Origin of the sequence: Gracilibacillus salitolerans, from assembly GCF_009650095.1 — a bacterium.
GTDB classification, from domain to species: Bacteria; Bacillota; Bacilli; order Bacillales; family Amphibacillaceae; genus Gracilibacillus; species Gracilibacillus salitolerans.
Window position 1 is genome coordinate 402,921 of record NZ_CP045915.1, and the last position, 25,198, is coordinate 428,118.

A 25,198-nucleotide genomic window follows, 5' to 3' on the forward strand; every position below is an offset into this window, starting at 1 on the left:
ACTTTTTCGTTTTTGATTCGTATACATTAATAAGTAATATCATCAGGAGGTGTACATATTGGAGTATTAGATATTTATTGGTGGCTTTTGTGGGGAAGTCTAGGTTTTGCAATTATTTCCCTTTTACTAGGTAATGTATTGGATGGACTCTTAGATAGTCTATTTGATAGTTTGGGAGAATTTTTCAATCCATTACTCGTTTTTGGTACTTTATCTGTTGTGGGAGGATCAGGTGTCTTGCTGACCAAGTATTCTTCCCTAGGTGAGATCTATGTCTTACTGATTAGTTTATTAATAGGAATTGGAGCATACTTACTTATTTACTATTTTCTCGTGATTCCTTTGTCGAATGCCGAATCCTCTACCTCTATATCAGTTCATGACTTAGAAGGTAAAGTGGGCGAAGTGATTACCACGATTCCCGCTCAAGGCATGGGGGAAGTATTTATTTCCTCCACTAGTGGAAGTCGAAATGAAACGGCAGTAAGTTTTGACAAGAAGATAATTAAGCAAGGACAGCAGATTGTGGTTGTCCAAGTGAAAGACCACGTGTTATACGTATCAGAAATCGATGAAATGTAATATAGGAGGCTAAGAATGGATTTTTTGATTGTTATTGGTGTCGTGGTTGCGGTTATCCTAGCATTTGCGATTCTATTTGCAGCTCGCTATAAAACCGTAGGCGCAGATGATGCTATGATCGTAACAGGTAGTTTCTTAGGGAGCAAGAATGTACACAGGACGGATGATGGAGGCGGTATTAAGATCGTCCGTGGTGGCGGTGCTTTTATCCTGCCGATTTTCCAACAAAAAGAAAACATCAGTTTGCGCTCCCATAGTTTAGATATCTCTACTCCGAATGTTTACACTGAGAATGGTGTACCAGTAATGGCTGATGGAACTGCGATTATCAAGGTACAAAGTACAACGGAAGGAATTGCGACAGCTGGGGAGCAATTCTTAGGAAAGGACAATTCCGAACTTCGAAAAGAAGCACAAGAAGTGTTGGAAGGTCATTTGCGAGCGATTTTAGGAACGATGACAGTAGAAGAGATCTACAAAAATCGTGAACGATTCGCACAAGAAGTCCAAACCCAAGCGGCCGTGGATTTAAAGAAAATGGGGCTGCAAATTGTCTCGTTTACCATTAAAGATGTGCAAGACGAAAATGGCTATTTGGAAGCACTAGGGAAACCGCGTATTGCAGAAGTAAAAAGAGACGCCCAAATTGCCGAAGCGAACGCAATGAGAGATGCACGTATTCAAAAAGCTTCAGCAGAGCGTGAAAGTCAAAGTGCAGAATTGTTAAGTGAAACCCAAATTGCAGAGTCAACGAAAGAGAAAGAATTGAAAGTAGCGGCTTATAAGCGTGATCAAGATACTGCCAAGGCAGAAGCAGATATGGCCTATAAATTACAGGGTGCTAAATCAGAACAACAAGTTAAACAAGAAGAGATGCAAATCCAGCTTGTGGAGAAAAATAAACAAATTGAAATTGACGAAAAAGAAGTACTTCGTAAGCAACGTCAATATGAAGCGGATATCTCCAAAAAGGCAGAGGCGGAGCGTTATGCAACGGAACAAAAAGCGGAAGCTGATAAAGTTACTCGTGTTAAAAATGCCGAGGCAGAAGCTGCACAAATTCGCTTAGACGGGGAAGCAGAAGCAGATGCTATTCGTCAAAAAGGTTTAGCAGAAGCAGAAGCGAAAGAAAAACTTGCCGATGCGATGGAGAAATATGGCGAAGCGGCGATCCTCGAAATGATTATCAACATGCTTCCTGAATTTGCTGGAAAAATTGCTGAACCAGTTCGTTCTATTGACAAGGTTACGGTTGTTGATAATGGGAAAGGCGATAGCGATGGTGCTACTCGAATGAGTAGTTATGTAACGCAGTTGATGAGCCAATTACCAGAAACATTAAAGGATGTATCTGGTGTTGATTTAAAAGGGATGTTAGATAATGTGGCATCCAATAATGAAACAAAAATTAAAGATAGTTTAGCAGGAGCTAAAAAAGAAAAACCAGAAGTAACCGATGGAGAATAAAGAAAGAGGGTAGGCTTAAGTTAACTGTACTATAATTAGTAGTGGATAATCTATGTTTAACAAAACATAGATTATCCACTATTAGGGAATGAAAGAATTTAATAAAAAGTGGTAGGTTTCCCCCACACTTAAGAAAATTATGGATGAATTAAAACCGTTGTTCCAATTGGCACAATACTTGCTAATTCCTCTACATCTCTATTATACATTCGAATACAGCCTCTTGATACAGCTTTACCAATCGAACTAGGATCATTCGTTCCGTGAATCCCATAGTGTTCTTTTGATAAACTCATCCACATTGTACCGAATGGCCCCCCAGGGTTAGGTGCTTTATTTATAATTATAAAATTTCCTACTGGTGTCCCATGTAGTATTCTTCCAACAGCAATGGGATACTGTTTCTGTAGTACACCATCTTTTAGTAACCTTAACCAACGATTGTTAATTGATACATCAATCTGATATGAAATTGTATGAGGTTGAGGAAATCCTGGTATAACAATGGATTGGCCAGGATAAATGACATTTGGATTTATTGCCGGGTTGGCACTAATAATTACCGATAGTGGTGTACGATAATCTTTTGAAATTTGAGTCAGTGTTTCACCAGGTTTAACAGTATGAAACAGTTTAAACACCTCCATAAGTTAGTTGTCATACTACATTCTATGTAGATTATAAAAAGTGTTTCATAATGGTTAATTTATTTTTCACAATTAGGCAAGTGTCCGTAAGGGTGAGTAGTACCACTGTCCCTCTGACCTTTATGTACTCACTTTGTTTTCTATATGAAAAAACTGGTAAAAAACAAACATTATGTTCATTTGTTACCGTGTCATCTAATAAATTGTGTTTTGCTGCTAAAAAGAGGTTCAAATTGATATTTGCTTACTTTATTTTTGACAGTAAATAATAAAATGATATGCTACAATGTAAAGAAAATAAGGAGGAGCGTTTATGTCAGAAGCTATCATTCAAGCATATTTAAAAGATAAAGAAGAAAAATGGCATGAACCGTTTACTAAACTCTATCATGTGATTGATGAGAACATTCCAGATGGTTTTACACTTGAAATGCAGTATGGGATGCCTTCGTTTGTTGTTCCATTGTCAACATTTCCTAAAGGGTACCATGCCCAAGAAGGCACACCTCTCCCTTTTATAAGTATTGCAGCACAAAAGAAGCATATCGCTGTCTATCATATGGGCATCTATGCTGATGAGAAATTGCTAGACTGGTTTGAAAAGGAATATCCTAATCACATGTCTACCAAATTAAATATGGGTAAGAGTTGTATTCGATTCACAAATCCTAAAAAAATCCCGTTTGAGTTGCTTGGTGAACTTTCCGCAAAAATAACAGTAAATGAATGGATCGAGATGTATAAAAATAGGACAGAGTGATTCATTTCCCTGTCCCCTGTCTAGTGTTAAAACATGATGTAGGTAGCAATAAAATATAGAACAATAGTTGTTGCTGATGGCAACGCATAGATGAATACATTTTTGACTAATGGTCGTTGTAATGCATAGATAGTTAAGAAGATCATCATCAGCCCAAGTAAAGCTGTCATAGCATTTGATAGGCTTGTCATATTTAAAATTGCACCTTTTTGATGGAAGATATCTGTAATTACCAATAGCTGCAGATTATATAGGTTACTACCTAAAATAGCTCCGATAGCAAGGGAGTATTTGGCCATCTGGAATGCTGCAAGTACAGTGACTAATTCAGGTAAAGAGGTTGCCGCTGCAATCAAAAAACTTCCGACAAAACTGGAGTTCATGCCTGTTTGTTCAGCAATTTTGTCGCCGGAAATAGTTAAAGTACTACCAGCAAGAAAGACGACAATGGCGGCGGAGATAAAACGAATGACACCTTGTTTTAATGTTAAATCAGATGTTACCTCAATATCTTCTTCCTCATAATCGAGTTTTTTCACAACAAATAAATAAAGTATAATAAGTAGATACATCTCAAAGCCAATGTGAAAAAAGCTGGGAGAGTTGTCCCAAAGAATGGCAATGACTAATAAGGAAGTCATTACAAATCCGGTTTTGGCAATTGGGAAATGCGTGGTTTGTTCTACGGTATTAAATACTCTTTTTTTTCGATAAATAAAATCAAATGTCATTAAAATCAAAACGTTAAACACATTGCTGCCTAACATGTTCCCAACGGCAATATCGGCATTGTCAATATATACAGCAGTTAAACTAGTTGTTAACTCAGGTAAACTTGTTGCCCCGCCAATTAGAAAGGTCCCTACCATAGCCCCACTTAGTGTTGACTTTTGATTAATGACATCTCCATATTTATTTAATTGTATTGCGGCAAAAATAACTATTATAGCTGCCAGAAAAAATACGATAAATGTCATGACTATCCTCCCTAAAATTATAATCACAATTAAACTATAAAATTTTTACAACAGCGAACATATATTCTTGATAGAAAAGAATGGATATGGTATGATAAATGCCTTCATTGCATACTGTTATCCGCAACATGAAAAGGAGATATAATACATATGACAGGAAAAACACATATAATGGGTGGGATCGCAGCAACTACTGTGATGGCCACTTTTACAGATTATGATCCTGCTTGGTTTATATTTGCAGGAGCTATAGGGGGATTAATACCAGACATATGTCATGGGGGAAGTAAAATTGGCCGAAAATTTCCACTCCTGTCTAAATTGATTAATACGTTATTTGGTCATCGTACATTTACTCATAGTCTATTATTTTTACTGTTAGTTGGATTTTTATTATCGCTAATTACTAGTAATAGATCATTGATTATAGGTGTCGTTATTGGAATGATCAGCCACTTCCTATTAGATTCTATGACGAAACAAGGAATAAAATTACTTTATCCAGTGAACATTACCGTAAGATTTCCATTCACAACAAAAACCGGTGGTGCAGTTGAAAATCTTTTGTTATTAGGGCTGACTTTGCTGACTATTTACTTTGGAAAAGACATCGCCATTATGGATTCTTTATTTTTCGTGCAATAGATTCCAAAATATAAACAACCGGTACTTGCGTCGTTACATTGGAATCTTGAAATCTTTCTTCCGTAACATAATAGGCAAGGTTAATATCTGCTATTTTGGCTATCGTTGAAAGTTTATTATTCGTAATGCTAATAATCTTACTGCCCTCCTGTTTCAATTGGTTTACGTGTGTTACAGTAAAAGGATTCTCTCCTGAAACCGAGAGTACAATCGTTACACTGTTATAGCGAAATTTAGCGTGAATCGGATAATGAGGATCTTTGATATAGACTGAAAACTTCCCCATACTGGAAAAATATCTTGCTCCATATTCAGCTAGAATACCGGAGCTTCCGATTCCAGTGAAAATCACACTTTCTGCTGCTACTATTAATTTGGCTGCATCATTCATATTTTCTTCTAGATCTCCGGTTAGTGTACGTTCGAAGAATTCTGTGATGGAATGCTGAGGGCTTTTGATAACCGTCCGTTTGTTTTCTTCTAAGTGCATTTTTAATTTCACCTTAAATTCCGAAAAGCCATCACAATTAATTTTACGACAGAAGCGTAAAATCGTAGCTGTCGATACATGTGTTTCCTCCGCTAATTCACGAATTCTCATGTAAGCTACTTTTTCACTATTATTCGATATATAGTTATACAGCGACAACTCTAATTCATTAAAGGAAGCAATCATTTCATGGGTAAACATGGATGTGGAATCCCTTCTATATAAAGTCTTTCTCTCATTTTAGCATAATCACAGAAAATGTTACACATTGTATCATTAATGAAACATGTCACGAAAGTTGTTATACACAACAGAAAGCTGGATTCATATTTACCTTAGATATGATCCACACTATAATGCAAATAGAATAATGTAACAGGAGGTTGTGTAATGTCTATAAAAACATATGAATTCCCGAAAAATTTTCTATGGGGTGGAGCTACTGCTGCTAATCAGATTGAAGGCGGGTTCCATGAAGGAAATAAAGGTTTAAATATAGCAGATGTATTACCAGGTGGAAAAGGGCGGCTAAATATTTTAAAAGAACCTGGCTTTAATTTTGAAGTGAATACGGAGAAATATACATACCCCAATCATGAGGCTATTGATTTTTATCATCGTTATAAAGAAGACATAGCCTTGTTTGCAGAAATGGGTTTTAAAGTATTTCGGATGTCGATTGCATGGACGAGAATTTTCCCTAACGGTAATGAGACAGTACCGAATGAAGAGGGATTAGCCTTTTATGATCGGGTATTTGATGAATTGCATAAACACAATATTGAACCAGTCGTGACTATTTCTCATTATGAAATGCCGGTTAATTTAGTGAAAAATTATGGTGGCTGGAGAAGCAGAGAAGTGGTAACGTTCTTTGAGCGTTATGCCAAAACGATTTTGGAACGTTATAAAAATAAAGTGAAATACTGGATGACATTTAATGAGATTAACAGTGGGCTAATCATGCCAATTATGGGACTCGGTTTCTCGATTCAGAAGGAAGAGGATAAATATACGCCAACATTTCAAGCATTTCACCACCAGTTTGTTGCAAGCAGCCTAGCAGTAAAAGCTTGTCATGAGATTATTCCAGATGCCCAAATTGGTTGTATGATTTTATATGCGCCAGTTTATCCATATGATGCTAACCCGGATAATGTTATGCATGCACTACAGGAAGAGCGTCTCTTTAACTATTATTGTGCAGATGTGCAAGTCCGCGGTGAATATCCTGCGTTTATGACACGTTACTTCAAAGAAAATAATATAAAGTTGGATATAAAAGAAGGCGATTTAGACCTGATTAAAGAACACACCGTTGATTATATTGGCTTTAGTTACTATATGTCCCGTACAGAGAAAAAGGAAAAAGCGGATGAAAAGCAAGCAGATGGTAATATTATGTCTGGTGTAAGAAATCCATTCTTGAAAGCAAGTGACTGGGGATGGGAAATTGATCCAACTGGTTTAAGAATTGCTTTAAGTCAATTATATGACCGTTATCGTGTACCACTTTTTGTCGTTGAAAACGGACTTGGTGCGAAAGACATAGTAGAAGAAGATGGCTCTGTCCATGACGATTACCGAATGGATTATTTGCGTGACCACATTGTCGCTATGGGAGAAGCGATAGAAGATGGCGTCGATTTAATGGGATATACCGCTTGGGGTTGTATTGACTTAGTGAGTGCATCTACAGGGGAAATGTCCAAGCGCTATGGTTTTATTTACGTTGATAAAGAGGATGATGGCAGCGGAACACTTGAACGTAGCAAAAAGAAATCATTTTTCTGGTATCAAAATGTGATTGAAACGAATGGGAAAGAATTATAAAAGAATAAGGTTATTAGAAGAAGAGAGTGTATATCTCTTCTTCTTTCTTATTAAACAAGAAAGTATAGAATTTGCGCAGATGTCTGGCTCCGATCACCCAGAAACTAGGCGACTTCTCGAATCGCCCTTATGCCCTTGGGCGAAAGTATAAATTGTCAGCCTAAAAAATAAGTACCAAAATATCAAAGCGTAAAATCAAAATAGTACTTAAAAGACGATTAAGAACCAAAACTAGAAAGCAAACGGTCAAATATGGTACTTAAAGCCAGTTTAAGTACCAAAATGAAACCCAATATCTTAAATTTGGAACTAAGAAAGAGGATAAGTACCAAAATTTATAATGAACAAGATGAACTGAAATTGATGAATATTGGATTGCAGTAGCCTGTATGTTTGAATATACGGGCGTTGCCTACATGTTCTACGTTCTAAAATTATCTAGCAGTTCCATTAATTACGTGATGTCCCGCTTCTGTTAACACGGTTATCGCCTTTTCCAAATTTTCTTCTTTGATCAGAATATAATCTGTATTAAAAGTCGAAAGAGCAAAGATGCTTATATCATGATTGGCAAGAGTGGTCGCTATGTTGGCTAATATCCCTGTAAGCGCAAAATCAAGCATTCCCTCAATTTTTAGGCAACACCATCCATCTTCCTTGTCGACAACAATATGATCATCAAACGTTATGTTACTATTACAAACAATGGAGCATTCCTCTTCCGTATAAGAGACAGAAAAAAGCTCATCGCTTTGCATCAGGTGAGCTGGAATGCTTTCTTGCGGTGCTAATTTTATGACGGAATAATGGTTTTTTAGTAGTGAAAAGTTCATCGATTATTCTCCTTTTGTGTAAAAAATAGTTATTATCTACTATTATAAAATAAAATTAACGAAAACTTTATTCATTCGAAATGCTAATTTGTAGTAGAATGGTTGTAAGATAAAAAGAAGGCGGTGTCCTGTGAATAAATTATTGTTACATTTAGAAGGAGCGACTGTTTTTGCATTAAGTCTTTATGCATATTTTTATTTCTCTTTTGGTTGGCTGATGCTAGTCCTATTATTACTGGCTCCAGATCTTGCAATGCTAGGATATTTGATTAACAACAAGGTCGGTTCCATTATTTATAACCTTTTTCATACGTATGTTCTTTCACTTTGTGGTGTCGTTATCGGTTTTCTTTTTAATGATTTGTTATTGGCGATCAGTTTAATCTGGACAGCACATATTGGTATGGATCGAATGGTGGGCTATGGATTAAAGTATACCACCGGGTTTAAGGACACGCATTTTGATCGAATTTAAATAGCAGATATTTCGTTCTACATGCGTTACAATAAAATGGAAGCGTTTTAAAAAGGAGATGGTTCAAATGCCTAAAGTAGTGATGACTTTCCCAGAAGGGAAATTCAAAGTATTAACGATGAGCTATGATGATGGGAAAGCGGCAGACAGACGTTTAATAGATATCTTTAATCGTTATGGAATCAAAGGATCTTTTCACTTGAATTCAGGTTTACTTGGAGAAGGGGACAGGATACCACCAGAAGAAATAGCGTCATTATATCAGGGGCATGAACTTTCAGCACATACGGTCACACATCCTACCATTGCACGTTCCCCAAAAGAACAGCTAATAGAAGAAGTAATGGAAGACCGTAAAAAGCTAGAAGAATTGGTTGGCTATCCAGTAAGAGGCCTATCCTATCCGAATGGTTCTTATAGCTCTTTAATCAAAGAAATATTACCTTATTTAGGGATTGAATATGCAAGAACAGTAAATAGTACAGGAAACTTTGGCATGCCAGATGATTTTATCGAATGGAATCCAACGTGTCATCATAACCGAAATCTTTTACAACTGGCTGAAGAGTTTGTTTCCTTACATAAAAAACAATATTTATATATGTTTTATGTGTGGGGACATAGCTATGAATTTGATCATGATGATAATTGGGACTTAATCGAACAGTTCTCCGAATTTATTGGAGGCAAAGAAGATATATGGTATGCAACCAATATGGAAATTGTTGATTATATCAAAGCCTTTAGGGGATTGCATTTCTCAGCAAATAGCCAGTTTGTCTATAACCCATCAGCGCAATCGGTTTGGTTAAGTGTTGATGAACGGGTTGTGGAAGTACCTGGTGGTAAACAAGTGGAATTGATAAAGGAAGAGACATGGAAATGATAAGTCCTCTGGTTACGACTATTCAAGTTCATTAATTTTAACTATATAGAAAAGGGCTGACCAAAGTGTGTGAGATACCCCTGGTCAGCCTTCCTATATTAATTATCATCATTTTCGCTGTTTTTCTGATTGCCTTTTGTATATTTTCCTTGGCGGCCATATTCTTTGTTTGTTTTCGTTGTTCTTTCTTCACCGCTTTTCCCTTGGTTGTTGGCCATGAATTATCCACTCCTTTCTCTAAGTTGTACTAATGTGATACCCGATGCTAAAATGATTAAACTATTATTCTGAGAAAGTTACTTTTTCTTGAATGGAACCGTCCTTTTTATGGATTATAGCAGCGGTTCCTTTATTAGCGGCAATTTCTTTTGCTCTATCAATAGCTTCATGTTTATTGTCGAAAACATAAGAAGCTTGTTTGGCGTCTTGTACTTTTACAGCCCAGCCATTTTCATGTGGAATGACGTGCTCGCCTTTTTCCAATAACTCGGGTCTACTATTCTGTGCATCCTCATCGCGACTACGTAGATCTTCGTCACTCATTTGTTTGGTTTGTTGAATCTCATTATCAGATGCGTTTTCATACCATTCCTTTGCCTGTTCGGTTGCAATCGGAATAGCCTGTCCTTCCTTATATCCTTCATCGATCATTGCGTTGGCGATATCAATTGCTTTTTTTCTTATGGGAGTTTCTAAGTTTTTCAATGAACTTGGATAATCATTTGTATCCCAAGTCATGGTGTCACTCCTCTCTGAAGGTATGTTAGGATACTTCTCTACAAGCTTTTGCACATTGGAAACATGCATCTGCACATCTTTGGCAATGATCATGATGATGCTGGTTACATTCTTCCCCGCATGTTTGACAAATTTCTGCGCAAACGGTAGCTAATTGCTTGATAAATGGTGAATTTCTTGTGATAGCTGCCTTTAAATAACTACAAATTTCAGCACATTCACGGTCAAGTCGAATACATTCGGCCATCATGTCGACATTTTCATCTTTTAAGCATGCATCAAAACAATGATTGCATTTCGTCATGCAAATGTGTAAATGATCTAATAGTTTTTGGTACTTTTGATCAATCATGATTTTAACCTCCAATCATAGTATTGTGCTTACATAATGTACGATTCCCATATTTAGGACGAATAAACTTAGGTGCAGTTAGTTTTCGTTTCAAAATCGATATGCTATCATAATTCGTATCTATCATTGATAAACAGGAGGATGACATGAGAAATAGTAAGTTAATGAATATCATACTTATTTCATGCTTTGTTATAGCTGTGAGCTTTTCAATATATTTTTATATACAGTCTAAGGCATTTCAATCCAAAATTACGGATGCGACTTCGAAAGAACAAGTACCGACCTATCATTTTGCTCTGATTGGAGAAGAAATGGATCATGATTACTGGCGATTAGTTGGTGAAGGGGCAAAAGATATGGAGGAAAAATATGATGTGTTTATCGAGTATGAGGGGCCGAGGCGTTCAAATCCAGAAGAACAATTGAAACTTCTCGATATTGCGATGAAATCCAAAGTGGACGGCATTATTGTACAAGCGTTGAATGATGAATTTTTACCAGTAATTAATCAAGCGGTAGAGCAGGGCATTCCGGTTATAACGATTGATACCGATGCGCCTGAAAGTAAACGGTCAACTTATATCGGAACGGATAATTATGAAGCTGGAAAACTAGCTGGCAAGGCGTTGGTAGAAGATACTGGTGGTGAAGCTACTGTCGGGATCATCACAGGGAGTTTTGAAAACGCTCATCATCAGTTGCGTGTCGAAGGGTTTAGAGATGTTGTCGAACAAGAGCCAGGAATTGATATTGTAGCGATTGAAGAGTCGAATATTACGAGAGTGATTGCGGAAGAGAAGGCACACAATATGTTACGTGACTATCCCGATATTACAGCTTTATATGGAACGAGTGCATTAGATGGGATTGGTATGGTTGCTGCTGCTGAATCGTTGGGAGTTGAAGAATCCCTATATATGATTGCCTTCGATGTATTGCCAGCGAATATTGCACTTTTGGAACAGGAAAAAGTGGATGTATTAATTGGGCAAAAACCATATGAAATGGGAAATCGCAGTGTGGAGTTAATGTTGGACTTGATGAATAATCAAGAAGTAAAGGATGTTTACCACACCAATGCATCTGTAGTCAGAAAAGAGGATATTTATGATTAGGATTAGAACAAAACTACTCATATACTTCGCTGCTATTCTGTTATTAGTGATTATTTTATTTTTCATTCGTGAACAAAGCGCGCAAAGAATTGTCGAATTACATGATGAACGTTCTGATCATTATTTTTTATTAAATGAAATAACAAATATTACAGATCAGACTTATCAATCACTTCAAATTTATGTGCATGAACCAACAGATGAAAACCTCCAATACTATCAGGAGGACAAGCAACAATTAAGTGAATTACAAGGGCGGTTTGAGATAGCTGCAGAAGATAGTATAGACAAGAAAAACTATGTCCATTTATTAACAAGCTTTCTCGAACTAACCGATTTAACTGCAGAAGGTGTAGCACGGGATGATATTGAGCAATATTCCTATTATTTGAATGAAGCAGATAATAGTGCAACTTATATTCATGAGAAAACATTAGAGTTAATTAATTCAGAGCTTACCGTTTATCAGAATTTAATAGAACTGGAAGACCAACGGGTCCAATATTCGAAAAATATGGGAACTGCTATTTTTATTTCTGTGATCATCCTTAGTATTTTGTTTGCCTTATGGTTCTCTAATGGCATTACAAGGGCGATTGAACGCCTAACTGGTGCTGCCAAGGAAATTTCGCAGGGAAATTATACAGTAGAAGATGTCGTTGTGCCACAAAAGGATGAACTAAAAATTTTAACAGAAACGTTTAATCAAATGAAATGGAATATCGTCGAGGCGATTCGGGAAATGAAAGAAAAAGCCCGGATGTCTCAATTGTTAAAGGAAATGGAATTGAAGAGCTTGCAAAATCAAATTAATCCTCATTTTCTATTTAACACATTAAATACGATTTCCAAAACATCGTATATTGAGGGAGCAGAACGAACCAGTGATTTAATCTCTTCTGTTTCGGCATTGCTTCGTTATAATATTGGCAGTCTTGACAGGGAAACTTATTTAAAAGATGAAGTAGAAATCGTCAAGGAATACTTTTTTATTCAAAAAACGAGATTCGGTGATCGGGTAACATTCCATCAAGATATCGAGGAGGAATGTTTACAAACACCAATACCTTGTCTGACCTTACAACCTATCATTGAAAATGCCTTTATGCACGGAATTGAGGAAATGGCAGACGGTGCAGAAATTACACTTGCCATTTATCAAAAAGAAGAAAAAGTATGGATTGAAATAACCGATAACGGAGTAGGGATGGATCAGGAAACGATTGATCGCTTACTAAAAGCGTATGAGAATACTGAAACGAATAGAAAAGGTCATTCCACAGGTATTGGCATGCGAAATGTAATCGATCGACTGAAGTTATTTGATAAAGAAAGTGACGTATCGATTCAATCAGAGGTTGGTAAAGGAACGAAAGTAATTATTCAGCTATGAAAGGAGTGATAAAATGGTAAGAGTTATGCTTGTAGATGATGAAGCGATTGAACGGGAAGGAATCCGGATGATTCTTGAGCGAAACAGGTCTAATGCTGAAATCGTAGCAGAAGCGAAGAATGGTAAAGAAGCAGTTGAATTTGCAACGATTCATCAACCTGACATTATTTTTATGGACATTAAAATGCCGGAATTTGATGGTTTAGTTGCCATTGAAAAGATTCTTCCTAGATTACCAGAAACAAAATGTGTCATGGTATCCGCATTCGATACCTTTCAATATGCGAAACGAGCCATGAAATTTGGGATAAAAGAATATCTATTGAAGCCAAGCAAGGTGTCGGAGGTACTGGAAGCTTATGATCGCATGGTTGCGGAACTATCTGAAAAAAATGATGTAAACAAACGGTTAGAACAAGCAAGTTCATTAGTAGAAATGGAATTTATTTTAACACTGATGATGGATCATGTGCATGAGTTTAGTACAGAAGATTGGACGAAATGGCTGGATGTTGAAAATACGAAAGGCTTCGTAGCTGTATTTTCTTTTCAATCAGAGTCACACAGACCTGATCGTGAACAAAAAAGTAACTGGTATCGCACGCTAAAAGACGGATTATCAAGACTTCCTTACCAAACTTTTGCAGGACCACTGACAGGTTATCAAGTTCCGGTTTTGGTCAAATATGACAAGCTTACCCTTGATCAGTTTGCCCGAGATGTTATTCAGGATATTCAGCGTGATTTACGTGATTGCCAGCTCTGCGTTGGGGTAGGAACAGTTATTGCTGATTTACAGGACTTTTCTCGTTCCTATCAGGAAGCACTATATGCCTTAGAACAAGTGCAAAGCCATCCTGCTGCTAAATATCAAGTCTTCAATAAACAGCTAGCTGAAAAAAGAAATGAACGGATTTATTTTGAAGAAGAGAAAGAATTACTCGAAGCGATTAAAAAAGGAGATAGTCAGCAAGGTACTTATGTATTCGACCGGTATTTTCAATCGGTGCAACAAGATACTAATTATCAAGTGCAAATCATCCAAAAAACAATCGAAAACTTTTTTATTGTCTTAACGAGAATGACAAAAGAGCTCGGTCTTGATCGGAATATCCAAATGAGCTTTGACCAGTTCGAAACAGCGACACAGATAAAGGAAGCATCCAAAGCCCACTTGCAAAGAGTTATTATGCAGATACGTGAATGGCGTTCAACTGGGGTCCGCGGACTGTTGCTTCAAGCAAAGGATTATATTGAAGCCCATTACCAGAGAAATATAACACTGGAAGAGATAGCGGAGGAAGTCGGACTAAGCTCATACTATTTGAGTAAGCTGTTTAAAGAGCATTTCCAAATTACTTTTGTTGAATATGTAACACATACAAGGTTAACCAAAGCGAAAGACTTATTATTAGATGATCGAATATCATTGAAAGAAATTGCTTTAACAATCGGATATAAAGACCCTAATTATTTCAGTCGAGTATTTAAGAAAGAGACGGGACTAAGCCCAAGTGAATATCGCAAGCAGTATTTTTAACAGCGGTTAGAGGATCGCTTTTTTTCTGATAATATAATCTTGACAGGGTGGAAGTCGTTAGTTCTAGGCCAATCAGAATCATCCTATGTAAAGAACCTGAATCCTTGTTCTATCAATCGGTTTAGGCTCTTTCTCTTTTTGTGTTATTCCTCGCATGAAACCCCATATAACTGCAGTCTTTTAAAAAGATGAAACCTATCCTAATCACCTGTCGATTTAAACATGTTTTTTTTGTTTTTTCGATAATCTGAAGGAGTAGTTCCAATAAATTTTTTGAACGTGCGATAAAAATGTGGTGTACTATCAAATCCACTTAGCTCGGCAATATGAGCAACTGGATAGTCCGTTTTCCGCAATAGATCTTTAGCTTTATAGGTTCTTTTTTTGTTCAAATACACAATAAGCCCAATGCCAGTTACTTCTTTGAAGACTCTACTGAAATGAGCTGGACTAACGTGTGCTTTCTCAGCTAATAGGCTAAGGGATATGTTACCTTGGAGGTTACGGTCAATATACGCGAATATTTCGTTCATCCAAAAGCGGTTAAGGTTTTCTTCCCTAAATGTTTGATCTATTTGCTCTATACTTAAGCGAGATAAATAAAGTAATATTTGATGGGTAATTAAGATAGCGGCATGAATAGAGCCCATTTGTTTTTCTCGTAATTCCTTTTCTATATCATTGAGAAATTGTTCAAAAGTCACTTGTTTGGTTTCTGAAAGAGATATTTTATAGTGTTTGTGCTTCTTAATTTTTTCAACAATAAATGTATAGGAAAAGTTTTCATCAATCGGTATGGTTTGAATTAATGCAGGACTAAAAAAAACGACAGATGAAGTAACTAAATCATCCTGATTGGGTACAGCATGGTGAATAGTGTCGTTGGGGACCAAGAATACATCCCCTTGGTTCATATCATAAAGCGTGTTATTAATAAAAAACGTACCTGTACCTTTATGAACATAAATAATCTCATGAAAATCATGCATATGGGTTGGTAATTCATTTTGAGGTTCCTTACTGCCTTTATAAACAAAAGAAAATGGAAATAAGGAATTAGCATTTTTTTTAATAGCTTTCATAAATATCACCTATCTTTACTTTATATCAAAAAACAGTATAAATAAAGCAATAAATGCAATTTTTATTTCAATTTATTTTTGTTAATCTATATTTATACAGTATATATATTGCATAATGAAAACTCATAGGAGGCATATATAATTGAGGGCTATAGTTTGTGAAGAACCTAGAGTATTTAAGCCGATTAATCAGGAGAGACCTCAACTAGAAAAGGGAACTGCTCTTGTTAACGTAAAACGAATAGGGGTATGTGGGACAGATTTGCATGCGTTTACAGGAAATCAACCATTTTTTGAGTATCCCCGAATATTAGGACATGAGCTTGCAGGGGTTATTGAATCAGTAGGAAAAAATCCTTATGGCTTAGAGCAAGGTGATCAAGTTTCCGTTATTCCTTATATGGAATGTGGTGAATGTATTGCCTGTAAAAAAGGATTAACAAATTGTTGTACAAATATGCAAGTTATGGGGGTCCACTTTGATGGGGGGATGACTGAACAAATCTCTGTTCCATATGATCATCTAATTAAAACAAATGCATTAACGTTGGATCAAAGTGCCATCTTAGAGCCATTAAGTATTGGGGCCCATGCCGTGAGACGGTCTGATTTGCAAAAAAGTGACTTTGCCCTTGTGATTGGTGCGGGGCCGATTGGATTAGGAGTTATGCAGGCTGCTAAGCAAAAAGGTGCTAAAGTAATTGCGATGGATATGAACGACGAACGATTAGCATTTTCTGAACAGTGGGTAAATGTAGACTATTCTATCAATGTATTAAACGGACCAGTTGAGCAACTTATGAACATTACGAATGGAGATATGCCAAGCATTGTTTATGATGCAACTGGAAACAGCAAATCCATGATGGATGCTTTCCAATATCCAGCCAATGGAGGGAAATTAGTATATGTAGGGTTAGTTAAATCGGATATTACTTTTTCTGATCCGCTATTTCATTCTAAAGAACTAACATTAATGGCGAGTAGAAATGCTACTAAAGAAGATTTTGATTTTGTGATAAACTCTATTGAAAATGGTTTCATTGATGAAAAGAGTTTTATTACACACCGATCAACATTCGATAATCTTCCAAATGAATTCGAAAATTGGTTAAAACCCGAGAATGGTATAGTGAAAGCGATGATTGAGATATAATCATCAATTAAGCATTTTGAAATCTATATTAAAAAAAGTGGTAAGGTGGTGAAGAGATGCGAATTGATGCACATCAGCATTATTGGAAGATAAACAGAGATGATTATGATTGGATTACTCCAGATCTTCCTATACTATATCGTGATTTTCTCGAAGGGGATTTAATTGAACACTTGAAGAAGTTAGGGATAGACAAAACAATTGTTGTGCAAGCCGCTCCGACTATTGAGGAAACTGAATTCATTCTCTCACTAAGTGACCATGTAACATCGGTAATTGGTGTGGTAGGCTGGATTGATATCGATGATCCCTTATATAAGGAGCAACTAGAGACTTTTCGAAAACATCCTAAGTTTGTTGGGATTCGTATTATGATTCAAGATATGCCTGATGAGAATATCATTTTAAGTGAAAAATACTTGGGTGCATTCTCATATTTTGAAGAGATAGATCTCCCGGTAGATCTTTTAGTTACTTCTAGTCAACTTCCAGCCGTATGTGAATTATTAAAGCGCGTGAAGATAAGAGGAGTAATCGATCATATTGCTAAACCAGATATTGAAAAGGGGACGTTAGAACCCTGGAAAACACAAATGGATGAAATTTCCAGTTACCCGAATATCTATTGTAAACTATCTGGAATGGTTACCGAAGCAAATCATGATAATTGGAAAACTAAAAATATGATACCTTATGTCCATCATATTGTAGATACATTTGGAATTCATCGCATTATGTATGGTAGTGATTGGCCTGTTTGTTTATTAGCTGCTAGCTATGATCAGGTCTACCATTTATTAAATGATGCACTACCAAATGATATTACCACTTTAGATAAGGAATTGATTTTTGGTCAAAACGCAATTGACTTTTACAAATTAAATAGTTAAAAGAGGAGGAATCATGTTGAAATATAGGAAACTAGGACAAACCGGATTAGATGTTTCCGTACTTAGTTATGGAGCCTCATCATTAGGATCTGTTTTTAGGGAAATTAATGAAACGGAAGGAATTAACACTGTGCATGCAGCCATTGATCAAGGTATAAATTTAATTGACGTTTCACCTTATTATGGTTTAACAAAAGCAGAAACGGTTTTAGGCAAGGCATTAGCTAATATTTCTCGTGACCAATATATTCTTTCTACAAAAGCTGGCAGATTTGGTGTGGATGATTTTGATTTCTCTAAGAAAACAATAGCTAAAAGTTTAGATGAGAGTTTACAAAGGCTAGGAACGGATTATGTAGATATCTTATATTTACATGATATTGAATTTGGTTCCTATGACCAAGTAATAGAGGAAGGTATTCCTGCTTTAGAAGAATTAAAAAAGCAAGGAAAAATTCGTTTCCTGGGTGTATCTGGTCTGCCGCTTCTTATTTTTGAAAAAGTACTAAAGAAGGTAGATTTAGATGTTATCCTTTCCTATTGTCATTACTCTCTAAATGATACATCACTTCTATCGTTACTTCCTTTATTAGAAGAAAGACAGGTAGGGTTAGTAAATGCTTCGCCATTGTCTATGGGCTTGTTAAATTCCCGTGACGTTGCTAGTTGGCATCCAGCTGATAAAGAAATACAGCAACTGTGTATGCAAGCAGCCAAATTTTGTGAAACACAAGGTGAAGACCTTGCTAAATTGGCGATTCAGTATGCAACTCGAAATGAATTGATTCCCACTACATTAGTCAGCACGGCAAGTGTAAAAAACATAACAAAAAATATTAAGTGGACTGAAGAACCGATAAATGAGGATCTTTTAGCGCGAGTTCTAGATATACTTCAACCCATACATAACTGGACTTGGCAAAGTGGGAATGCAGAATGGAATCACTAATTTATCTTTAAAATCCACTTCATATTTAGAAAGGAGTGCACTTATGCAACATATAAACAAAAGTATCTGGTATAAACAACCAGCAAAAGAATGGAACGAAGCTTTACCCGTAGGCAATGGGCGATTAGGTGGAATGATTTTTGGTGGCATTCATCAAGAACGAGTGCAATTAAATGAGGATTCTGTTTGGTACGGTGGACCAAGAGATCGAAACAATCCTGATGCACTCGAGCACTTACCGCAAATTAGAAAGTTATTAGCTGATGGAAGATTAAAAAAAGCAGAGAATTTGGCAGCGCTGACCTTTACAGGAACACCAGAAACACAACGTCATTATGAACCACTGGGTGACCTGTTAATAAATATGGAACATAAGGAAACAGAGACATCAAATTATTCTAGAGAGTTAGATTTGGATCATGCCGTTACGAAAGTGCAATATACGATAGGTGATGTGACGTTTAACCGGGAAACATTTACGAGCTATCCAGACCAGGTGATGGTGATTCGTTTTACAGCCTCTGAATCAAACTCCATCTCCTTTCGAACGCTGCTCGATCGAGGAAACGCAAGAAACTACGATGAGCTTGAAGCAATATCCAATCATTCGTTGATCATGAGAGGAGAAACGGGTGGTAAGGATGGCATTGTATTCCGCAGTGCAATAAAGGCAACCGCAGAAAATGGTTCAGTCAAGACGCTTGGAAATCATTTAATTGTTGAAAATGCGGATGCGGTAACTTTGATTCTCTCCGCTGCAACATCATACCGTTATGAGGACCCTGAGCAGCAATGTTTGAAAACAATTGAGAAAGTCTCAGCAAAAACCTACCAAGAGTTGCTGCAACATCATATAGAAGATTATCAGAAATTATTTAATAGAGTTATATTAAATTTAGGTGACGATAACGAAGAGAATGCGGATTTGGCGACAGATCAACGTTTAGAATTAGTGAAAGAAGGTAAAGAGGATCTATCATTAATTAGTACGTACTTCCAGTTTGGACGTTATTTACTCATTTCTTCTAGTCGACCTAATTCGTTACCAGCAACATTACAGGGAATTTGGAATGAGAAAATGCTGCCGCCTTGGGACAGTAAATTTACAATTAATATCAATGCACAGATGAATTATTGGCCAGCAGAGATCTGTAATTTATCTGAATGCCATGATCCGCTATTTGAACATATTGAAAAAATAAAGAAAAATGGCAAAAAAACGGCTAAAAGCATGTACGGATGCCGAGGGTTCACCGCTCATCATAACACTGATATATGGGGAGATACTGCACCACAAGACATCTATATGCCAGCGACGATTTGGCCAATGGGTGCGGCATGGCTTTGTTTACATTTGTGGGAGCATTTTGAATTTACGCGTAATGAGAAATTTTTGAAAAACTCATATGATACATTAAAAGAAGCAGCTTTATTTTTTGTTGACTTTTTAGTTGAAAATGAAGAGGGACTGTTAATAACTACTCCTTCTGTATCACCTGAGAATACGTATATATTACCAAATGGTGAAAAAGGAACATTATGTGAAGGCCCGTCAATGGATAGCCAAATTATATTTGCTCTCTTTACTAGCTTAATAGATGCTAGTGAAATTTTAGACGTGGATCAAGCGTTTCGCCAACAATTGCTTAAGTTAAGAGAGAAATTACCAAAACCGAAAATTGGCAGACATGGTCAACTTCAAGAATGGTTAGAAGATTATGATGAAGAAGAGCCAGGTCACCGTCATATTTCCCACTTGTTTGCATTGTATCCTGGAAAACAAATATCACCAAGCACTACACCGGAACTAGCAGGAGCAGCAAAAGTAACACTAGAAAGAAGGCTGCAATCTGGTGGTGGCCATACTGGTTGGAGCCGTGCCTGGATTATCAATATGTGGGCTCGTTTAGAAGAAGGAGAACTAGCTTATCAGCATATTCTTCAATTGCTTAAGTCTTCTACTCTGCCAAACTTATTTGATAACCATCCACCGTTTCAAATCGATGGAAATTTCGGCGGTACAGTAGGTATTGCAGAACTGTTGCTTCAAAGTCATACCGGTGAGTTACATCTACTTCCGGCATTGCCGAATGAATGGTCTTCTGGTCAAGTAAAGGGATTAAAAGCAAGAGGCGGGTTTGAAGTAGATTTATCTTGGGAGAAGGGTGAATTAACTGAAGGTGTTATTCATTCCTTAAATGGAGAAAAATGTGCAGTCTTATTTAATAATGAAAGAAAAGAGTTTGAAACGACGGCTGGTCACACGTATCCTTTAGTATTCAACCATGAATCATAATAAGTGAACGAGTTATTAAAAAAATAAAATAGAAATGAGGAATTAAAATGAACACATTGAAAAATCAAGCCGTAAACCCTTATCTACCATCGTGGGAGTATATACCAGATGCAGAACCATATGTTTTCAATGATAGAGTATACATTTATGGCTCCCATGATCGTTTTAATGGGCACGCATATTGCTTAAATGATTATGTATGCTGGTCTGCACCAATAAATGATTTAGCTGCCTGGCGTTATGAAGGAGTAATTTACAAAAAAACTGACGATCCGTTGAATAAGGAAGCAAATATGTGTCTTTATGCACCAGATGTTTCCGTCGGTCCTGATGGCCGCTATTATTTGTACTATGTACTGGATAAAGTATCGGTAGTATCTGTGGCCGTAAGTGATACACCTGCTGGCAAATACGAATTTTACGGTTATGTACAGGATAAAGATGGCGGTCGTTTAGGAGAAAGAGTAGGGGATGAGCCGCAATTTGATCCAGGTGTTTTGACGGAAGGAACTAAAACATACCTATACACTGGTTTTTGTGCCATTGGTGATCAATCAAGAAGTGGTACGATGGCGACAGTGTTGGGAGAAGATATGCTTACGATTATCGAAGAGACGGTAACCATTACACCAAGTGAACCATTTAGTAAAGGCAGTAGTTTTGAAGGTCATGAATTTTTTGAGGCGCCTTCAATAAGGAAAATAGGAGACACTTATTATCTCATCTATTCTTCTATTGTTATGCATGAGCTGTGTTACGCCACTAGCAAACACCCGACAAAAGATTTTGTATATGGTGGAGTTATTGTGAGTAATAATGACCTTCATATTGATTCATATAAACCAGCGAACAAGCCGATGTATTATGGTGGTAATAATCATGGTAGCATCGTTGAAATCCGTGACCAGTGGTATATTTTTTATCATCGTCATACGAATGGATCCAATTTCAGTCGTCAAGGATGTATCGAACCAATTGAAATTCTAGCAGATGGTACGATCCCTCAGGTAGAGATGACATCATCTGGTGCTAATGATAAGCCACTTGATGGGAGAGGGGAGTATCCGGCCTATCTTGCTTGTAACCTTTTTTGTGATGACGAGGCAATGTACACTGGTGACTTATGGATGGACACGCAATTTCCGAAAATTACCCAGGATGGAAAAGATGGTGATGAAGAAATAGGGTATATCGCCAATATGACGGAATCAGCAACAGCTGGATTTAAATATTTCGATTGCCAAGGGATTCAAAAGATCACAATTAAAGTAAGAGGTTATTGCGATGGTGCATTTGAAGTGAAAACATCTTGGGATGGGAAAGCTCTGGCCAAGATTCCAGTCAAGTTTACAAATGTATGGACTGAATATTCTGCTGATATAGCTATTCCAGATGGTCGTCAAGCAATATATATTACTTATACTGGAAATGGAAAGGCTAACCTAGCTTCTTTTATTCTAGAATAAACATTTACTGGTTGAAAATTGGTGAAAGGTAGGTTTATATGGAAGTTCTAAAATATCAAACAGAGAATGATCACTTGCTGATTGAATGCAGAAAAGGTGTAATGAAAATTATTCCTTATACCGAATCTATCATTCGCATTCGATATACATTAGAAAAACAATTCGGCAAAAAAGAAAGTCTTTTTGTTGAGCCGAATACCCAACAATCTATTCATTTCTCAGTTGATGAAAATGAGGATACGATATTTTTTTCAACTAGTAAGGTGCGGATTCAAATTAAAAAACATACAGCTGCTTTTACTTATATGGATGCTTCAGGAAATATATTAACGAAAGAACCGAAACAAGGTGGCAAAACACTAGTCCCTACAGAAGTAATAAAGCCTGTTTATGATAACAATACAGAGATAGAACATACACATAATGTAGACGGTGCCCGTGCTAAAGCAGCGCCAGCAAAACGTGTGGTAGATCGAATCGCTTATCATACGAAGCTTGAATTTGAATGGTCAGATGATGAAGCACTTTATGGTTTAGGTTCACATGAAGAAGGTGTACTTAACTTGAGGGGAACCCATCAATATCTTTATCAGCAAAATATGAAAGCGGTTGTACCTGTACTCGTGTCTACGAAAGGGTATGGCATCGTAGTAGATAGTTATTCGATGATGAAGTTTCGTGATGATTTACATGGTTCCTATCTTTGGACAGATGTAGATAGCGAAATGGACTATTACTTTATGTATGGACCTGAATTCGATCAGATTGTAAAGAACTATCGTTATCTAACAGGAAAAGCGCCACTATTGCCGAAATGGTCTTTTGGCTATGTACAATCAAAAGAACGGTATAAATCTCAAGAGGAATTAATCTCCATTATAAAAGAGTATAGGGAACGACAAATCCCTCTTGACTTAATTGTCCTTGATTGGCGGTCATGGACTGGTGATCTCTGGGGACAGAAATCTTTTGACCCTGATCGATTTCCAAATCCAACTGCCATGATGGAGGAAATTCATCAGTTAAATGCTAAATTAATGGTTTCTATATGGCCAATAATGAGTAATGATGGACCAAATCATATAGAAATGAAACAACACGGTTATTTGCTCGGTAACCAAGCAAACTATGATGCTTTTAATCAAGAGGCACGTAACTTGTATTGGAAGCAAACGAATGAAGGATTGTTTTCACATGGTGTGGATGCCTGGTGGTGTGATTGTACAGAGCCTTTTGAAGCGGATTGGAATGGGGAAGTAAAACCCGAACCGGAAGAGAGACTATTGATAAATACCAATGAAGCGAAACAGTATTTGGATCCCGGTTATATTAATGCCTATTCACTGCTTCATTCGAAAGGTCTTTATGAAAATCAACGCCAAACTACTGATAGAAAACGTGTTGTTAATTTAACTCGATCCTCCTTTGCAGGGCAACAAAAATACAGTGCGATTACTTGGTCTGGAGATATTGCTGCGAATTGGAAGACGTTACGTAATCAAATAGCGGATGGTCTAAATATGTCAGTAACGGGCATACCTTATTGGACGCTAGATATCGGTGCTTTTTTTGTAGCGAATAAGGAACAGTGGTTCTGGGATGGTGATTACGAGGACGGATGCGACGATTTAGGTTACCGTGAGCTTTATGTTCGATGGTTACAATATGGTGCTTTTTTACCGGTGTTTCGTTCTCATGGTACGGATACACCTAGAGAGGTTTGGCGATTTGGTGAACCTGGAACTATATTTTATGATACGCTTGTGAAATATATAAAACTCCGATATCGCCTGTTACCATATATTTATTCGGTCGCTGGTTGGGTGACACATGAGGATTATACGATGATGCGACCACTCGCTTTTGATTTTAGGAACGATCTAAATACGTATGACGTAAAAGATCAGTATATGTTTGGTCCGTCCTTTCTCGTTAATCCTGTAACAGACCCAATGTATTATGATAGTGGTTCTGTAGAAATGGAGGGTGTCCCTAAAAAACGATCGGTCTATTTACCGTCTAGTTCCGAATGGTATGATTTTTGGACAAATCAACGCCTTCATGGTGGCCAAACGATCAAAGCGAAAGCTGACATGGAAACAATGCCACTTTATGTTCGGGCGGGGTCTATTGTTCCTATAGGTCCAGATATTCAGTATACCTCAGAAGAATCAATTGAACCTTTAGAAATAAGAGTGTATACAGGAAAAGACGGAAGTTTTCTATTATATGAAGACGAGGGCGATAACTACAATTATGAAAAAGGAGAATTTGCAACGATACCGATTCATTGGGATGATCAAAACAATCGCCTCACGATAGAAGAGCGACAAGGTTCCTTTTCTGGTATGAAAACGTCAATAGACGTACTCGTTACGGTTATTAATGGTATGGAAGAGGAACCTGGAAAAGGCGATCAGAAGAAGATAAAATATACTGGCGAACAAAAAATGGTTACATTTAAGTAGCTATACGATTATAGCTGTTATTTTTAAAGTGAAAAATATTGTAGAATTATTGCTAAAAAATAAATTTCAATTGCCTTTACATGAGGCAATTGAGATTTATTGATTTAGATAGAGTAAGAAGGATTTATTTACTGTTCAAGCACATACACTGTAAG

Annotated in this window: 23 protein-coding genes; 16 read left to right on the forward strand and 7 right to left on the reverse strand. The window is 36.9% G+C overall.

What is annotated here, in order from left to right:
* The first annotated feature begins 87 nt into the window (after positions 1-87).
* Both GI584_RS02125 and GI584_RS02130 read left to right on the forward strand, forming a co-directional pair.
* Positions 88-582 carry an NfeD family membrane protein gene (locus GI584_RS02125; protein WP_194842103.1) on the forward strand — a complete coding sequence of 165 codons (495 nt, stop codon included), beginning with the start codon at positions 88-90 and terminating at the stop codon, positions 580-582.
* A 15-nt stretch (positions 583-597) separates the two neighbouring features.
* The gene (locus GI584_RS02130) at positions 598-2,049 is read left to right on the forward strand and encodes a flotillin lipid rafts scaffold protein FloT (RefSeq protein WP_100362248.1); all 1,452 of its coding nucleotides are present in this window, start codon (positions 598-600) and stop codon (positions 2,047-2,049) included.
* Positions 2,050-2,186: 137 nt separating this feature from the next.
* On the opposite strand, the gene GI584_RS02135 is transcribed toward GI584_RS02130, so the two are convergent.
* Positions 2,187-2,681, reverse strand: a complete 495-nt coding sequence (locus GI584_RS02135; protein WP_100362573.1) for a L,D-transpeptidase family protein — start codon at positions 2,679-2,681, stop codon at positions 2,187-2,189.
* Between the two features lie 328 nt (positions 2,682-3,009).
* Here GI584_RS02135 and GI584_RS02140 point away from each other — a divergent pair, with 328 nt between their 5' ends.
* Entirely contained in the window at positions 3,010-3,456 is a 447-nt protein-coding gene (locus GI584_RS02140; RefSeq protein WP_153790086.1) for a DUF1801 domain-containing protein, read from the forward strand.
* Positions 3,457-3,482: 26 nt separating this feature from the next.
* Here GI584_RS02140 and GI584_RS02145 read toward each other — a convergent pair whose 3' ends face one another.
* Entirely contained in the window at positions 3,483-4,433 is a 951-nt protein-coding gene (locus tag GI584_RS02145) for a sodium:calcium antiporter (protein WP_100362246.1), read from the reverse strand.
* A gap of 150 nt (positions 4,434-4,583) precedes the next feature.
* Between GI584_RS02145 and GI584_RS02150 the strand changes: the two genes are divergently transcribed.
* Positions 4,584-5,078 carry a metal-dependent hydrolase gene (locus GI584_RS02150; protein WP_100362245.1) on the forward strand — a complete coding sequence of 165 codons (495 nt, stop codon included), beginning with the start codon at positions 4,584-4,586 and terminating at the stop codon, positions 5,076-5,078.
* Here the strand turns inward: GI584_RS02150 and GI584_RS02155 are convergent.
* A complete protein-coding gene (locus tag GI584_RS02155) occupies positions 5,050-5,769 on the reverse strand; it encodes a MurR/RpiR family transcriptional regulator (protein WP_153790087.1) in 720 nt (239 codons plus the stop codon). The genes GI584_RS02150 and GI584_RS02155 overlap by 29 nt on opposite strands.
* A gap of 189 nt (positions 5,770-5,958) precedes the next feature.
* Here GI584_RS02155 and GI584_RS02160 point away from each other — a divergent pair, with 189 nt between their 5' ends.
* Positions 5,959-7,401: a glycoside hydrolase family 1 protein gene (locus GI584_RS02160; RefSeq protein WP_194842104.1), complete on the forward strand. Its 1,443-nt coding sequence runs from the start codon at positions 5,959-5,961 to the stop codon at positions 7,399-7,401.
* A 434-nt stretch (positions 7,402-7,835) separates the two neighbouring features.
* Here GI584_RS02160 and GI584_RS02165 read toward each other — a convergent pair whose 3' ends face one another.
* Positions 7,836-8,234, reverse strand: a complete 399-nt coding sequence (locus tag GI584_RS02165; RefSeq protein ID WP_100362243.1) for an ACT domain-containing protein — start codon at positions 8,232-8,234, stop codon at positions 7,836-7,838.
* Between the two features lie 130 nt (positions 8,235-8,364).
* On the opposite strand from GI584_RS02165, the gene GI584_RS02170 reads away from it, so the two are divergent.
* Both GI584_RS02170 and GI584_RS02175 read left to right on the forward strand, forming a co-directional pair.
* Positions 8,365-8,709, forward strand: coding sequence for a DUF4260 domain-containing protein (locus GI584_RS02170; protein ID WP_153790088.1), 345 nt, complete (start codon positions 8,365-8,367; stop codon positions 8,707-8,709).
* Positions 8,710-8,776: 67 nt separating this feature from the next.
* Positions 8,777-9,595 carry a polysaccharide deacetylase family protein gene (locus GI584_RS02175; RefSeq protein WP_153790089.1) on the forward strand — a complete coding sequence of 273 codons (819 nt, stop codon included), beginning with the start codon at positions 8,777-8,779 and terminating at the stop codon, positions 9,593-9,595.
* Positions 9,596-9,877: 282 nt separating this feature from the next.
* Here the strand turns inward: GI584_RS02175 and GI584_RS02180 are convergent, their stop codons facing one another.
* Both GI584_RS02180 and GI584_RS02185 read right to left on the reverse strand, forming a co-directional pair.
* Positions 9,878-10,333 (reverse strand): DUF2188 domain-containing protein, encoded by a 456-nt coding sequence (locus GI584_RS02180; RefSeq protein WP_153790090.1) that lies wholly within the window; start codon positions 10,331-10,333, stop codon positions 9,878-9,880.
* A gap of 25 nt (positions 10,334-10,358) precedes the next feature.
* The gene (locus GI584_RS02185) at positions 10,359-10,685 is read right to left on the reverse strand and encodes a four-helix bundle copper-binding protein (protein ID WP_153790091.1); all 327 of its coding nucleotides are present in this window, start codon (positions 10,683-10,685) and stop codon (positions 10,359-10,361) included.
* Positions 10,686-10,831: 146 nt separating this feature from the next.
* On the opposite strand from GI584_RS02185, the gene GI584_RS02190 reads away from it, so the two are divergent.
* The 3 genes from GI584_RS02190 to GI584_RS02200 are packed head-to-tail and all read left to right on the forward strand — an operon-like array spanning position 10,832 to position 14,736.
* Positions 10,832-11,803, forward strand: coding sequence for a sugar-binding protein (locus GI584_RS02190; RefSeq protein ID WP_153790092.1), 972 nt, complete (start codon positions 10,832-10,834; stop codon positions 11,801-11,803).
* Positions 11,796-13,196: a sensor histidine kinase gene (locus GI584_RS02195; protein ID WP_153790093.1), complete on the forward strand. Its 1,401-nt coding sequence runs from the start codon at positions 11,796-11,798 to the stop codon at positions 13,194-13,196. Before GI584_RS02190 ends, GI584_RS02195 begins: the two co-directional genes overlap by 8 nt.
* A gap of 13 nt (positions 13,197-13,209) precedes the next feature.
* A complete protein-coding gene (locus GI584_RS02200) occupies positions 13,210-14,736 on the forward strand; it encodes a response regulator transcription factor (protein ID WP_153790094.1) in 1,527 nt (508 codons plus the stop codon).
* Between the two features lie 200 nt (positions 14,737-14,936).
* On the opposite strand, the gene GI584_RS02205 is transcribed toward GI584_RS02200, so the two are convergent.
* A complete protein-coding gene (locus tag GI584_RS02205) occupies positions 14,937-15,818 on the reverse strand; it encodes a helix-turn-helix transcriptional regulator (RefSeq protein ID WP_153790095.1) in 882 nt (293 codons plus the stop codon).
* A 142-nt stretch (positions 15,819-15,960) separates the two neighbouring features.
* On the opposite strand from GI584_RS02205, the gene GI584_RS02210 reads away from it, so the two are divergent.
* The 6 genes from GI584_RS02210 to GI584_RS02235 are packed head-to-tail and all read left to right on the forward strand — an operon-like array spanning position 15,961 to position 25,043.
* Complete coding sequence (locus GI584_RS02210; RefSeq protein ID WP_153790096.1) at positions 15,961-16,974, forward strand: zinc-binding alcohol dehydrogenase family protein; 1,014 nt, start codon at positions 15,961-15,963, stop codon at positions 16,972-16,974.
* A gap of 56 nt (positions 16,975-17,030) precedes the next feature.
* Positions 17,031-17,864, forward strand: coding sequence for an amidohydrolase family protein (locus tag GI584_RS02215; protein ID WP_153790097.1), 834 nt, complete (start codon positions 17,031-17,033; stop codon positions 17,862-17,864).
* 16 nt (positions 17,865-17,880) lie between these two features.
* Positions 17,881-18,813 (forward strand): aldo/keto reductase, encoded by a 933-nt coding sequence (locus tag GI584_RS02220; RefSeq protein WP_153790098.1) that lies wholly within the window; start codon positions 17,881-17,883, stop codon positions 18,811-18,813.
* 43 nt (positions 18,814-18,856) lie between these two features.
* Entirely contained in the window at positions 18,857-21,109 is a 2,253-nt protein-coding gene (locus GI584_RS02225) for a glycoside hydrolase family 95 protein (protein ID WP_153790099.1), read from the forward strand.
* Between the two features lie 47 nt (positions 21,110-21,156).
* A complete protein-coding gene (locus tag GI584_RS02230) occupies positions 21,157-22,575 on the forward strand; it encodes a family 43 glycosylhydrolase (protein WP_228552326.1) in 1,419 nt (472 codons plus the stop codon).
* Between the two features lie 38 nt (positions 22,576-22,613).
* Positions 22,614-25,043, forward strand: a complete 2,430-nt coding sequence (locus GI584_RS02235) for a glycoside hydrolase family 31 protein (RefSeq protein WP_153790100.1) — start codon at positions 22,614-22,616, stop codon at positions 25,041-25,043.
* Positions 25,044-25,198 lie beyond the last annotated feature (155 nt).